Origin of the sequence: Streptomyces himalayensis subsp. himalayensis, assembly GCF_013778455.1 — a bacterium.
Lineage (GTDB): Bacteria > Actinomycetota > Actinomycetes > Streptomycetales > Streptomycetaceae > Streptomyces > Streptomyces himalayensis.
This window is the reverse complement of the sequence record NZ_JACEHE010000045.1, coordinates 16,729-29,445: the sequence shown is the minus strand read 5'-3', so window position 1 is coordinate 29,445 and position 12,717 is coordinate 16,729. Positions and strand designations below refer to the sequence as shown.

Genomic DNA, 12,717 nt, shown 5'->3' with positions numbered 1-12,717 from the left:
ATTGTGCGCGTCGAGGCTGCGGACAAGTGGTGGCCTGTTCGTCCAACGAACATGCCCATTGAGCGTGACGGAGGCCACTCCTACCTTGTCGCTGCTCGGCGGGCTGGCCACCAGGGCCGAGCGTCCTGAATCAGGTTTGGTCGATGAGCCACGCGGAGGCGCTCCGCAAGGCCTCAGGGGCGGTACGGCAGCGATCGGGGCGGTACGGCAGCGATCTTGCCGGGATGACCGCGACAAAACACCCACAGCACGGTCCGGCGGCGAACGTCGGTTCCGACAGCAGCGCTCTGCGCGCAAGGAGTCGTCCATGGTTCAGATCGATTCACCCAGTGCTGCAAAGGGAGAGGGTGGCAGATACACCCTGAGCCCAGGCACTCTGACGGCGGTGGTTCTCGCCGTGTGCCTTGCGCAGATAGCCCTTTCCGTCCCCTCGCTCATCAACGGGCTGATCCAGCAGGATCTCGCGCCGTCCTCGGCCCAACTGACGTGGATCACCGAGGCCTTCATGCTTCCCGTCGCCGCGTTGGGACTGGGCTTCGGCGTGTTCGGTGACCTGTTCGGCCGTAAGCGCCTGCTCATCGGGGGCGCCGCGCTCATTGTCGTGGGCTCGGCTCTCGCGGTCCTGGTGCCGGCTGAGGGATCCTCGACCGACACTCGGGTGACGTTGCTGATCCTTGCCCAGGTCCTCAACGGCATCGGGGCCGCGGCCATCTTCCCGACGAGCCTCGCCATGGTGGCGGCCGGCACGCACACCACCGCCACCCGCGCGCGTGGCGTGGCGATCTGGGCCACCGCGCTCTCGGTCGGCGGCTTCCTCGGACCGCTGCTGGCAGGCGTCGCCGCCAAGATCGATCTCGGCTGGGCCGGGAACGCGAACTGGCGCTGGGCCTTCGTCGGCGTCCTTGTCATCGCTGCGGTGAGCGTGGTCCTGTCGCTGGCCCTCGCCCAGAACTCCGCCTCGCCCGAGGGCCGATCCGTCGACTGGCCGGGTCAGATCACTGCCGCGCTCGGCCTGTTCGCTCTGATGTACGCCGTGATCCAGGGCCCCGAGAGTGGCTGGGGGAACCCGCAGATCGTCATCGCGTTCATCGTCGCGGCCGTCTTCCTCGTGCTGTTCGTCTTCGCCGAGAGCCGTGCGGCCGAGCCGCTCCTTCTCCTGAGTGTGTTCAGGAACCGGGCGTTCGCCATGAACTCGGTGGTCACCCTGATCGGTATGTTCGCGTTCCTCGTGATCATGTACGGCACCAGTATCCGTCTCACCACCATCCAGGGATTCAGCCCACTGCAGAGCTCCGTCGCCTACCTCTTCTTCGGAGGCATCGGCTTCGTACTGCTGCCCCTCACCTCCAAGCTGCTCGAGCGCTACAACCCCCGGTGGGTTCTCTGCACAGCCCTGACCCTCATCGGCGCCAGCGGGCTGTGGTTCGCCGGCATTCCGACGAGCAACCGGGCCCTGGGCGCCATCGTCGGGCCTCTGATTCTCGCCGGCGTCGGCTCGGCACTCGCCTTCGCCGCCATCAGCGCGGTCGCGGTCAACACGTTGCCCAACCACTTCGCCGGTATGGCGAGTGGTGTCACGAGCACGTTCCGGGACCTCGGGTTCGCCCTCGGCCCCGCGATCGCCGGTGCTGTCGCACTGGGCCGAGCCGCCGACGAGATCGCCCGCAAGCTGGCCGGCGATCCTGAACTGAGGAGCGCCTATGAGGCCTTCCAGGCCTCTGCGGCCCATGCTCCCGCGGATCAGAGACCGCAGCTCGAGGCGGCAGTGCACGCCGTGGAATCGGGCCCGCTCGGTGCCAACTCGGTGCCGGCCAGCGTCACACTGCCGGATGGTCAGGTCGTGCCGTTCAACCCACTCAAGGACGTCGCCTTCGAAGCCCTCAGCAGCAGTTACTCCCTCGCCTACGTGCTCGGTGGTGTGGCTGCTCTCGTGGCGGCGGCACTCACGCTCGTCGGCGCGCGCGGTGGTGTGGGCGAGGCTCATCTCGAGGACGACCCGCACACCCTCGTCGGCTGACCGCCTGACGAACGCGCCGGCGCCGGGACACGGGTAGCAGGCCGGCCAGGTCAACCGGAGTGCCCGCCGCGACTCCTCCTCCTCGCGAGCAGCAGTTGCGGCGGGCCACGGCGTACAAGGCACAACGATCAACAGACGCACTCGGACAGGAGTCGAACAATGACCACCGCGCACCCAGGGCCGAGCTGTATGAACGACGTCCGCATGCCAGACACGGTCGCTCAGGCGGAAGCGGCATGGCTGGTAGCGATCACGAAGGGCGATGAGGAGCAGCGTCACCTCATGCTCCCCGACTGTGTGATCGTTCACGGCCCGGTCGGGAATGTCCATGACCGCGAGCGCTTCCTCAGTCACAACGCGTCCATGGGGGCCACCGTCGAGGCTGAGACCAGCGAAGTGACGTGTCTGGAACGAGGGGACCGGGCCATCGTGACGTGCTTTCAGAAGATGCGCATTCGGCGCTTGCCCGACCTGCCGCCGTTCCTGGTTCAGGCCGTGGCCACACGGGTGTGGTTCTCGACCGACGAGGGATGGCGGCTCGGCCACATGCAGCTCTCCCGGCGGCAACCGCCGGCATGACGCGCCCGTTTCCTCGCCCTGCGAGGGTTACGAGGTGTGGATGGGAATGCCCGGCCTCCAGCCGAGACTCCTGGACAATCCCAGTCCGCTCGTGACCAGCGTGGGAACGGCCGCTTGCAGTTTGATCGAGCCCGCAGCCACCACAACAGACAGGGCCGCGACGACTTTGCCGCGGCCGTCGACGATGCGCGTCGCGATCGACTCGGCACCTTCGGTCAACTCTTCCTTGACGACCACCGTTCCGGTTGAGCGGCAGGACGCCAGTTCGCGACGCAGTTCGGCCGGCTCCACGATCGTCTTGGGAGTGAAGCGCTGCAGCCTTCCCGCCAGCACCTCATCGATGAAGGCGGGACTGCTGTGGCTCAGAAGTACCTTGCCGACACCTGAGCAATGCAAGGGCAGAAGGCCGCCGACCTGCGATGTCAGACCGACGGCGTCGACCGCCGACAGTCGCTCGATGATCACGGCCTGGTCGCCCTGGAGGACGGCCAGTTGCACATGCTGGCGAAGCGCCGTGTACAGGTCCTCCACGAACGGCTGCGCGGCGCTGCGGAGTGTCTCGGCGCGCGGCGCGAGGGTTCCGAGGCGCCACAGGGGCAGGCCGATCGCGAACCGGTTGTCGCTGGTGCGTTCCAGCGCGCCGGCCTCCAGAAGGTCGAGCGTGAGGCGCCTTGCGGTGGCCTGTGGCATGCCGGTACGTCGGACCAGGTCGGCGAGGCTCAGCTCGGTGTGGTTGGGGTCGAAGGAGAACAGCAGATCCCACAGTCGGGAGCTGACTGAGCGTCCCGGCTCGTGCGCGCGAGGCATGGGTCTCTCCTCCATCGTTCGTGGCCCCGGTCACCCTACCTTCCATGTTCGTTGGATGGATGACGCTGTTCTAACAATGCGCGGTTTGCTGAAGTCTTGCACGCAGCCAGTCACCTACCTCGCTCGCAATCCACGGGAGTGAAAGAGCATGATGAGTACGGAAACCGGCCCGAAGATCGCGATCCTGGGTGGAGGCATCGGGGGCCTCGCTGCTGCGGCTTTCCTTCGCGACAAGGGCTTCGACAGTGACGTCTACGAGCAGGCGGCCGCCCTGACCGACGTGGGTGCCGGCCTGGTGATCGCGCCCAACGCCGCCCGCCTGCTACGACGTCTCGGCGTGCTGGACCGGTTCGTCAAGCGAGCGGTCCGGATGGAGATCGGCTGGGAGTTCCGGCGCTGGGAGAACGGCGCCGTCCTTTCCGCGGAGAACCTTCAGGAGGGGTGCAGACGCCTGTACGGCGAGCACACCTACGCCGCGCACCGTGCCGACCTGCTGGACGCTTTGAGGTCGGCTGTCCCCGAGCACTCGGTCCATCTCGGCAAGCGCTGCGTCTCGGTCGAGTTCGAAGGCGACCAGGCGGTTCTGCGGTTCGAGGACGGCGAGACGGTTCGCCCGGACATCCTCATCGGCGCCGACGGAGTCCACTCACGAGTGCGCGGCGCCGTCGGCGGGTCGACTCAGGCCAGGGAGTCAGGCATCTGCGCCTTCCGGGCCCTCGTACCGGCGGAGAAGGCACCCGACTTCGCCAGGCGGCGCGCCCAGACCCTCTGGATCGGCCCCGACCACCACCTCGTGCACTACCCGGTCTCCGGCGAGGAGTACGTCAACCTCGTCGCCTTCGCACCGGCCGGGGTGAGCAGTGTCGAGTCGTGGACGGCCACCGCGACGCTCGGGGAACTGCTCGACGAGTTCGCCGGTTGGGATCCGCGTCTGGTGGAGCTGATCAGGGCGGCCGACACGCCGGGGCGCTGGGCGTTGCTCGACCGCGAGCCCCTCGACCACTGGAACCGTGGAAACGCGACCCTGCTGGGTGACGCGGCCCACCCGATGTTCCCGTTCTTCGCCCAAGGCGCTGCCCAGGCGATCGAGGACGGCGCTGTCCTGGCCCTCTGTCTCGCGGAGGACCCGGACAACCCGATCGCGGCGCTGGGGCGCTACGAAGAGCTCCGTCGACGCCGCACGGCCCGCCTGCAGGAGGTGTCGCACGGAAGGTCGCACATCAACCACCTTCCGGACGGCCCTGAGCAGCAGGCTCGTGACCTGGCGTACTCGCAGGCCGACCCTCTCAGGGCGAACGGCTGGATCTACGAGTACGACCCCGAGGTCGCTGTCTCGGACTTGGTGTGAATCAGCGTCCGGTCGACGGGGTCTCGACCTTTCCAGGTCGAACAAGGCGTTGACCATCCAATGAACACGGTCATTGTCGTCACCCAGGCCACACCCGAGACTCCGCTACGGACGGCCCGAGATACGGCCCTGTCCCCAGCGACTTTTGTTGAAATCCTGAGTACTTCCAGAAGGGCGGATCATCGAATGGCACCCGCAACCGGTAGTGCGCTCGTGGTGCGAACACTGCAGCGAGCCGGAATCAACGTCGCCTTCGGCCTGAACGGAGCACACGTCGACGGCATCTTCCAGGATGCCCTGGACGCCAAGCTTCGCATCGTCGACGTGCGCCACGAGATGAACGCCGGCCACGCGGCCGAGGGCTATGCGCGGGTCACCGGGGATCTGGGTGTCGCCGTCGTCACGGCCGGTGGCGGCTTCACCAACGTCCTGACCTCGGTCGCCAACGCCCATCTGGACCGGACCCCCGTCCTCTATATCGCAGGCTCCGGTCCCCTCGAGACGGACCAGATCAACGACCAGCAGGCCGGATTCGACCAGGTCGCCATGGCAGCCCCGGTGACCAAGTTCGCGCACCGCGTCACCCGTGCCGAGCTGATCCCCGCCTGGTCGCCCAGGCGATCCGCATCGCTCAGTCGGAGCCCAAGGGCCCGGTGCTCCTCGACATTCCCTGGGACGTCCTCCGCCAGCCGGTCGACGTCGACGAGGTCGAGGACTACCGCCTCGACATCGACGGCACCGGCATCGCCCCCGCCGGTGGCGTAGATCGGATCCTCGATGCGCTCAGTGCCGCCCAGCGGCCGATCGCGCTGGTCGGCAAGTCCTTTGTCACCGCCGAGGCACGGGCACAGTTGCACGAGTTCGCGGCCCGTACGGGAGTGCCTCTCTTCTCCGACTGGGAAGGCCTCGGGGCGATCGCCGGCTCCGAGCAGCATGTCGGTCTCGTCCAGACCCTGGCCACCGTCCCCGAGGACGAGCGGCCCGACCTGGTCCTGCTGCTCGGGCTGCGCTTCGGACTGGCCACCCAGTTCGGCACGGGCCGACTGCTCCCGAAGAGCTCGCGGATATTCCAGATCGACCCCGACGGCCGTGAACTCGGCCGTCTGCAGGATGTCGAACTCGGCATCCAGGCCGACCCGGTCGGCACGATCGGCGTGCTGAACGAGCGCCTGGGCGACAGCCCCGTGCCCTCGGGGCGCGACGACTGGCTGGGGACCCTGCGGGACGTCTCGGCCGCCCGGCGGTCCGCACTTGCCGCCGAGACCGAGGAGCAGAGGACGACGCGATCCACCCGTACCTCGCGGTCCGCACGATCGCTGAGAGCGTCCCCGACAACGCCACCGTGGTCGTCGACGGCGCCCTGACCGAGCTGTGGCTCTCCGAGACGATCGCACTCGCACCTCTGGCCCACTACCTCGGGCACGGCTACCTCAGCTCGATGGGGAGCAACTTCGGCGTGGCCCTGGGAGCGCAGTACGCGGCCCCCGACAAGGCGACGATCCTCGTCACCGGAGACGGCGCTGTCGGCTACAGCCTCGCCGAGTTCGACGCACTCGTCCGGGCAGGGCTGCCGGTCGTTGTGATCGTCCTCAACAACCAAGCCTGGGCGCCACCCTGCACACCCAGCAGTTCCTCTTCGGACAGGACCGCGTCACCAACAACCGCCTGGCGAACGGCTCCTACAGCGGCGTGGCACGAGCTCTCGGTGCGGACGGCGTCGATATCACGGAACTCGACCAGCTCCGCCCGGCGATCGAGGCCGCCCTCGTGGCCCGCCGACCGACGTGCATCGACGTGCGCGTGAGCCTTGCGCCCGTTCCTCCGGAGGAGCGCGTCCTGAACGGCGGAGCTCCGTTCGGTGGCATCGAGATCGACGCATGAGCCGCCACTCCTGACCGACCGCGAAGGAGAAGCGCGGACGACACGACTGACGCCGGAAATCGCGACCTGGTCGTGGAGGACCGGCGTCAGCGTTTTCTCGGGAGTACCTGCCTCGTCACCGGCGGCAACAGATGACTGGGACTGGCAGTTGCACAGGCGTTCGCGCGCGAGGGCGCACGCGTGGTCGTCGTCGCGCGAAACCCGGCAGGCGGGCATCAAGCGCCTCGACACCGCGGAACGCGAGGAGCTGAAGCAATTCCGCGCAGAGCACGCCGGGTTGAAGCGGGTGACGAGATCCTGAAGGCTGCCAGTGTGTTGTCGCCCAGGAGTTCGACCGGCCCAGGATGAGGGCCGAGGTGGGCGCCCCCTCCGGGGGCGACCACCTGCTCCAGAAGGGTCTCGGGGGAGATCCCGTCTGCCGGGTGCTCCAGCTGTTGTCGTCGGAGTATTCCGCCCCAAGAAGGGGCCGAAGCCGGCTCGCCGGCTGCGTGACGAGCAGCTCACGCCGCCGATCCAACAGACTGCCGTGCCCCGGGGGATCGCGTGCCTGCACGCTCATACGCCCGCGGGGGCGAGGACGATGTCGAAGCGCACCCGGCTCCACGTGCCGTCGATGACGCGGCCGTCGGGCGTCGGCGTGCCGGCGGGCTGCCGCTCGAACCGCTTGATCAGTGAGCCCTTCACGCCGAAGACGCTGTCCTTGCGGCCGATCGGGTCGCCCTCGGGGAAGATGTGGGTCACCAGCGTGCGCGCCCCTTCGTGGCACACCAGGAAATGCAGGTGGCCGGCGCGCAGCGGCGAGCGGCCGACCGCGTCGAGCATCTTGCCGACGGGCCCGTCGTTCGGGATGGGGTACGGCGTCGGGGTGAGGCCCCAGAAGCGGTAGCCGCCGTCGGCCGCGGAGAAGAGGTGCGCCCGGCCGGCGCGCTTGCCGGGCTCGTACTGCACGTCGTAGAGCCCGTCCTCGTCGGCCTCCCACACCTCGATCCGCGCACCGGCGAGCGGGGTGCCGTCGGTGTCGGTGATGGTGCCCTCGACCCAGCAGGGCTCGCCGGGGGCACCGAAGGCCAGGTCACCGCCGAGTTCGATCGCGGGGGAGTCCTCGACGAAGAACGGCCCGAAGACGGTCGCCTCGGTGGCGCCCTCGTAGGCCTGGTTGTTGACGTTGATCGTCTGCATGCTCGCGCCGAGGGTGTCGGACAGCAGGATGAACTCCTGCCGGGCCTCGTCGGTGATATGGCCGGCCTTGGTGAGGAAGTCGATCGCCGTCCCCCACTCCTCCTCGGTCAGCCGGACCTCGCGGATGAAGGCGTGCAGGTGCTTGACCAGGGAGATCATGAGTTCCTGCAGCCGCGGGTCCTGGCAGGCGTCGAAGGAGGCCACGACGTTGTCGACGAGCCGCTGCTCGACCACCTGCTGCTCGCGCGACACCTCGCGGTAGATCGTGACGTGGGCACCGGCCTGGGCCGAGCCGGGGTTGACGTAGGTAGCCATGACGGCCTCCTTCAGTTGATCGGGTCGCCGGCCCACGCTGCCTTCAGCAGCGCGGTCAGGTTCTCTTCGGTGACAGGGGTGGGGTTGTTGGCGGGGATCGCCTGCGTGATCGGCCCCAGCGCCTTGGCGATGCCGTCCTCGGGCATGCCGTAGTCGCGCAGCGCCCTCGGCGCGTCCAGCACCTGGCGCAGGGCGGCCAGGCCGGCGCTCGCCGCCTCGGTGCGGAAGACCGTGCCGAAGGCCTGGGCGATACGCGCCTCCGCCTCGGGGGCCTGCGGGGCGTTGAAGGCCAGTACATAGGGCAGCACGACCGCGTGGGTCTGTGCGTGCGGGAGGTTGAACATGCCGCCGAGTACGTGGCAGATCTTGTGATGCATCCCGGAGCCGGCCGAGGCGAACGCGACCGCGGCGAGGTAGGCGCCGTACAGCGTCTGCTCGATGCCCTCGACGCTGGTCGAGTCGTCGGCCACCGCCGGCAGGCCGGTCGCCAGTGCGCGGATGCCCTCCTGCGCCAGCGCCCGGTCGATCGGGTCGGTCCGCGGCCCCCACATCGAGTCCACGCAGTGCGCCATCGCGTTCAGGCCGCTGGCCACGGTCATCCCGCCGGGCAGCGTGGTCAGCAGACCGGCGTCGTAGACGACCGATGCGGGCAGGACCTTGTCGTCCACGCCGGTGGTCTTGGTCTCACCCTCGGTCAGACCCCACACGTTGGTCGCCTCGGAGCCCGCGTACGTGGTGGGTACCGCGACGATCGGCAGCCCGGTGGTCAACGCCACCGCCTTGGCCAGACCCGTGGTCGAGCCGCCGCCGACGCTGACCAGGATGTCCGCACCCGCGTCGACCGCCGCCCGGAGGGCTCGCCCCGCGACCTCGACCGGCACGTGCATCACGACCTCCTCGTGACGCAGCACGACCGGGATCTCCTTGGCGATGGGGTCGGCCAGCTCCTTCTCGCGGTCCGACGCGATCAGCATGACCTTGGAACGGCCGAGCGCCTCGACCTCCGCCGCGACGGCGGCGGGCGACTCCCCGGCTGCGAACACCACGCGTTGGGGAAGGGTTTCGTGTGTGAACTTCATCAGGCCTCCGCCAGCCATTGCTTGCCTTCGCCGTAGAGCTGCTCGACTGCTGTGCCGGTGAGGCCGGGAAGCCCGTCCTTCACCGTGAAACCCGCCTTGGTCTGCAGGTACGCCAAGTGCCGGTAGCCGGTCGGGAACCGATCCAGGAGTTCGGGGTCCAACGTCAGTGAGGCAGCGGGGTCCACGACGTCGAGCCGGTCCTTCTCGTAGATCGGCTGCCGACGCACGAGGGACCAGCGCCCCTCGTGGCGGGAGAGGAAGTCGTAGAAGCGGCCGGTGCAGACGACATCGACCTCGATGCCGTCGATGCTCGCGCGCTGGTTGATCGTCATCTTCGTCTGGGCGACGGCCCGGTCGCCGACGATGTCCGCGGTGTGGCCACCCAGGAAGTGCAGGATGCTGACTCCGTTTTCGAAGCCTTCACGACTGGCCTTGATGAAGTCGGTGGCGCTTCCCTGGAACCACGTGGCGCTCATCCAGCCGTCGCGCGGATGCCAGACCGTGGCGAAGCGGCCCCAGTCCCCGGCATCGCGCCACAGCGCCCAGTTCTCGACGAGCTGCCGGATCTCGTGGTGGTCGTTGTCGGGCTGCGGCATGGTTCGATCTCCGCTCTGGTCTCGTTCTACGGGGTGCAAGTAGCCGGTGACCGGCCGACCCGATCCCGTTGCAGCCGGGAGAGTGGTGGCCCGGCACACGCCATGTCACGTGCGCCGTACGCCCTCGTCGCAACATCAGATGGGGTAGTGGCGGGATCCGGACTGGATGGTGATCCAGCGCAACTCGGTGAACTCCTCCAGCGCGGCGCGGGACCCGAACCGACCCCAGCCGCTGGCGCCGACACCGCCGAAGGGCATCTGGGGTTCGTCGTGCACGGTGGCGCCGTTGATGTGGCAGATGCCGGACCTGATCCGGCGAGCCACGTCGAGCGCGGCGGCCGCGTCCTTGCCGAAGACCGCGGCGGAGAGCCCGTACTCGGTGTCGTTGGCGACCGCGACGGCTTCGTCGGTCGAATCCACGTCGATGATCGAGACCACCGGTCCGAAGGACTCCTCGCTGTAGATGCGCATGTCCGGCGTGACACCGCGCAGCACGGTGGGCTTCACGAACAGGCCGTCGGCCGTGCCACCGGTCAGGATCTGCGCACCCTTGTCACGGGCGTCCTCGATCAGCGCGATCACGTGGTCCCGGGCGCCGGCGTGGACGAGCGGACCGATCTGTGAGGCGGGGTCGCTCGGGGGTCCGACGACGAGCTTGGCGGCACGCTCGGCCAGGCGGGAGGAGAGCTCGTCGGCGACAGTTCTGTCCACGATGACGCGCTCGGTCGACATACAGATCTCGCCCTGGTTCATGAAGGCACCGAAGCTGGCCGCCGCGGCGGCCTCCTCCAGATCCGCGTCGGGAAGGACCAGGAAAGGCGCCTTGCCACCGAGTTCGAGCACTACACGGGTGAGGTGGCGACCGCCGAGTTCGCCGATGACACGGCCGACCCGGCTGGATCCCGTGAAGTTCACGCGTGTCACGGCGCGGTGGGCAATCAGCGCCTCGACGACGCTCGGACCGTCCTCTGGCGCGTTGCTGATGAGGTTGACCGCTCCGGCGGGCACGCCCGCATCGTGCAGCACCTGGACGATGGCGGCCTGGGTGAGCGGCGTCTGCTCGGAGGACTTCAGCACCACGGTGTTGCCCCACACCAGCGGCCACACGATGGAGCGTACGCCGAGGATCAGCGGCGCGTTCCACGGTGCGATGCCGACGACGACGCCGACCGGCTGACGCACGCCGAGGGCGGTGAGGCCGGGCACGTCCGACGGGATGACCTCGCCGACGGCCGCGTACGCCTGGGCCGCCGCCTCGACGAGCATGCCCTTCGCGACGTGCACGTTGAAGCCGCACCAGGGGAGAGTGGCACCCATCTCGCGGCTCATCGTGGCGACGATCTCGTCGGTGCGCTCGCCGAGCAGGACGGCCGCACGCTCCAGAACCGACCGCCGTGCGGCCGGCGGAAGGGCCGACCACTCCGGAAGGGCGGCCGCCGCTGCGTCCACCGCGAGATTGACGTCCTCGACGGAGGCTGCCGCCACCCGTGCGATCGGTTCACCGGTCAGGGCCTCGGTCGTCTCGTAGTAGCGGCCGTCCCTGGCCGCGACGTGCTCGCCCGCGATGAGGAGGTCGCTGGTCCGGACCGCGCCGGAAGTGGGTGCCTCGGTCTCAGTGGCTGACATGTGTTGCCTCACCTCTTAACAGCGGCGATCGCCGCACGAAACCTGCATGTCGAACTCTCCGCCCCCGGCGTCAAGTCCTGAACCCTCATGTCCGTTCATCGAACAGCCGCGTGAGGGCAAGGCGGCCGGCCTTCCCGGCGCCTCCCCGCCGGTGACCTCGCATCGGGCGACCGCCTCTCCCCGGAACGTCGCCCCGGGTCGATGTGAGGACGACGCTGCCCACGCAGAGGGTTGAGCCGGAGTTAGCAGCCGAACCGCGTGTGCGTCGGAGTCACGCCGAGGCCGGATGAAGTAGTGATCACGACCCGAGGGGTGAGGGACGGCCGTTGGGGCTTGTTGGCGCGTCAAGCGGGAGCCTTGTCCGGCGTCGGTGGACGTCTCAGAACATCGCCTGGATGATCCCCACGGTGCGCACCAGGTGCGGCTCGGAGCGGTCCGCGCGGTGGGCGACGGCCAGCTCCACGCGTGCGTCGGCTCCGGCCAGCGGTAGGTAGGCGACGCCGTCGAGCGCCAGCGCGGTCACGGGCTCGGGCACGACTGCGACGCCGAGGCCGCCGGCCACGAGCGTGACCAGCGTCGAGGTCTCGCCGACCTCGTGGCGGATGTGCGGCTCGACGCCGGCGTCGCGCAGGAGGCCCAGCACGACGTCGTACATCACCGACCGGCGGTCGGCGGAGTGCACGATCAGGTCGGCACCGGCCAGGTCCGCTGCCCGCAACCGTTTCCGGCGGGCGAGGGGGTGGTCGACCGGTACGGCGACGACGAGCCGGTCCCGGCGCAGGGTGTGCACGGTGAGGGAGAGGTCGGCCGCCGGAGGGCGCAGCAGCGCGACGTCGATCGCGCCGGTGCGCAGCCCCTCGACCTGGTCGGGCGCGAGCATCTCGCCGCAGAAGGCGAAGTCGACGCCGGGAAGCTCTTCCGAGAGCCGCCGCGAGAGCGCGGGCAGGAGGCTGTACGTCGCCGAGCCCACGCACCCGATGGCGAGGTGGCCCACCGCGCCGGCGGCGACGAGCCGTGCGTGGTGGGCGGCCTCGTCGACGTCGGCGAGGAGCGCGCGCGCCCGCTCGAGGTAGGCCCGGCCGGCCTCGGTGAGGTCGACGCGGCGTGTGGTGCGGCGGAGCAGCTCGACGCCGAGCTCTGCTTCGAGCTGGCGGATCTGCGTGGAGAGCGGCGGCTGGGCCATGTGGAGCCGCTCGGCGGCGCGACCGAAGTGGCGCTCCTCGGCCACCGCCACGAAGTACCGCAGGTGACGCAGATCCATATGTTGTCCGTATCAATTGGCTCGGATAT

The 12,717-nt window shown here is 69.0% G+C and carries 11 protein-coding genes and 1 pseudogene; 6 read left to right on the top strand and 6 right to left on the bottom strand.

The features are described 5' to 3' along the window. Positions 1–385 precede the first annotated feature (385 nt). Positions 386–2,017 carry an MFS transporter gene (locus H1D24_RS38015; RefSeq protein WP_309484598.1) on the top strand — a complete coding sequence of 544 codons (1,632 nt, stop codon included), beginning with the start codon at positions 386–388 and terminating at the stop codon, positions 2,015–2,017. Positions 2,018–2,176: 159 nt separating this feature from the next. Continuing rightward, positions 2,177–2,596 carry a nuclear transport factor 2 family protein gene (locus H1D24_RS38010; protein ID WP_181662310.1) on the top strand — a complete coding sequence of 140 codons (420 nt, stop codon included), beginning with the start codon at positions 2,177–2,179 and terminating at the stop codon, positions 2,594–2,596. Positions 2,597–2,623: 27 nt separating this feature from the next. On the opposite strand, the gene H1D24_RS38005 is transcribed toward H1D24_RS38010, so the two are convergent. Then, positions 2,624–3,403, bottom strand: a complete 780-nt coding sequence (locus H1D24_RS38005) for an IclR family transcriptional regulator (RefSeq protein WP_181662309.1) — start codon at positions 3,401–3,403, stop codon at positions 2,624–2,626. 148 nt (positions 3,404–3,551) lie between these two features. Here H1D24_RS38005 and H1D24_RS38000 point away from each other — a divergent pair, with 148 nt between their 5' ends. The 4 genes and pseudogenes from H1D24_RS38000 to H1D24_RS44305 all read left to right on the top strand — a co-directional run bounded on the left by H1D24_RS38000 (position 3,552) and on the right by H1D24_RS44305 (position 6,632). Then, positions 3,552–4,751 (top strand): FAD-dependent monooxygenase, encoded by a 1,200-nt coding sequence (locus H1D24_RS38000; RefSeq protein ID WP_181662308.1) that lies wholly within the window; start codon positions 3,552–3,554, stop codon positions 4,749–4,751. A 186-nt stretch (positions 4,752–4,937) separates the two neighbouring features. Next, on the top strand, positions 4,938–5,516 hold the full coding sequence (locus H1D24_RS43250; protein WP_258564653.1) for a thiamine pyrophosphate-binding protein: 579 nt from the start codon (positions 4,938–4,940) through the stop codon (positions 5,514–5,516). After that, positions 5,405–6,115, top strand: a complete 711-nt coding sequence (locus tag H1D24_RS43245) for a hypothetical protein (protein ID WP_309484597.1) — start codon at positions 5,405–5,407, stop codon at positions 6,113–6,115. The genes H1D24_RS43250 and H1D24_RS43245 overlap by 112 nt, the downstream gene beginning before the upstream one ends. Beyond that, a pseudogene (locus H1D24_RS44305) lies at positions 6,094–6,632 on the top strand (thiamine pyrophosphate-dependent enzyme). Before H1D24_RS43245 ends, H1D24_RS44305 begins: the two are co-directional and overlap by 22 nt. A 555-nt stretch (positions 6,633–7,187) precedes the next feature. Here H1D24_RS44305 and H1D24_RS37990 read toward each other — a convergent pair. The 5 genes from H1D24_RS37990 to H1D24_RS37970 form a co-directional block, all read right to left on the bottom strand. Then, positions 7,188–8,126 (bottom strand): hydroxyquinol 1,2-dioxygenase, encoded by a 939-nt coding sequence (locus tag H1D24_RS37990; RefSeq protein WP_181662307.1) that lies wholly within the window; start codon positions 8,124–8,126, stop codon positions 7,188–7,190. An 11-nt stretch (positions 8,127–8,137) separates the two neighbouring features. Further along, a complete protein-coding gene (locus tag H1D24_RS37985) occupies positions 8,138–9,205 on the bottom strand; it encodes a maleylacetate reductase (protein WP_181662306.1) in 1,068 nt (355 codons plus the stop codon). Then, positions 9,205–9,801 (bottom strand): nuclear transport factor 2 family protein, encoded by a 597-nt coding sequence (locus H1D24_RS37980; RefSeq protein ID WP_181662305.1) that lies wholly within the window; start codon positions 9,799–9,801, stop codon positions 9,205–9,207. Before H1D24_RS37980 ends, H1D24_RS37985 begins: the two co-directional genes overlap by 1 nt. Before the next feature lie 135 nt (positions 9,802–9,936). Beyond that, positions 9,937–11,427, bottom strand: a complete 1,491-nt coding sequence (locus H1D24_RS37975; protein WP_181662304.1) for an aldehyde dehydrogenase — start codon at positions 11,425–11,427, stop codon at positions 9,937–9,939. Between the two features lie 379 nt (positions 11,428–11,806). Beyond that, positions 11,807–12,688 (bottom strand): LysR substrate-binding domain-containing protein, encoded by an 882-nt coding sequence (locus H1D24_RS37970; RefSeq protein WP_181662303.1) that lies wholly within the window; start codon positions 12,686–12,688, stop codon positions 11,807–11,809. Positions 12,689–12,717: the final 29 nt, after the last annotated feature.

Bases quoted from the DNA above. Each gene is read 5' to 3' on its own strand.
- H1D24_RS38000 (WP_181662308.1), top strand. From the start codon at position 3,552: ATGATGAGTACGGAAACCGGCCCGAAGATCGCGATCCTGGGTGGAGGC.
- H1D24_RS37980 (WP_181662305.1), bottom strand. From the start codon at position 9,801: ATGCCGCAGCCCGACAACGACCACCACGAGATCCGGCAGCTCGTCGAG.
- H1D24_RS37975 (WP_181662304.1), bottom strand. From the start codon at position 11,427: ATGTCAGCCACTGAGACCGAGGCACCCACTTCCGGCGCGGTCCGGACC.
- H1D24_RS37985 (WP_181662306.1), bottom strand. From the start codon at position 9,205: ATGAAGTTCACACACGAAACCCTTCCCCAACGCGTGGTGTTCGCAGCC.
- H1D24_RS37970 (WP_181662303.1), bottom strand. From the start codon at position 12,688: ATGGATCTGCGTCACCTGCGGTACTTCGTGGCGGTGGCCGAGGAGCGC.
- H1D24_RS38010 (WP_181662310.1), top strand. From the start codon at position 2,177: ATGACCACCGCGCACCCAGGGCCGAGCTGTATGAACGACGTCCGCATG.
- H1D24_RS38005 (WP_181662309.1), bottom strand. From the start codon at position 3,403: ATGCCTCGCGCGCACGAGCCGGGACGCTCAGTCAGCTCCCGACTGTGG.
- H1D24_RS37990 (WP_181662307.1), bottom strand. From the start codon at position 8,126: ATGGCTACCTACGTCAACCCCGGCTCGGCCCAGGCCGGTGCCCACGTC.
- H1D24_RS43250 (WP_258564653.1), top strand. From the start codon at position 4,938: ATGGCACCCGCAACCGGTAGTGCGCTCGTGGTGCGAACACTGCAGCGA.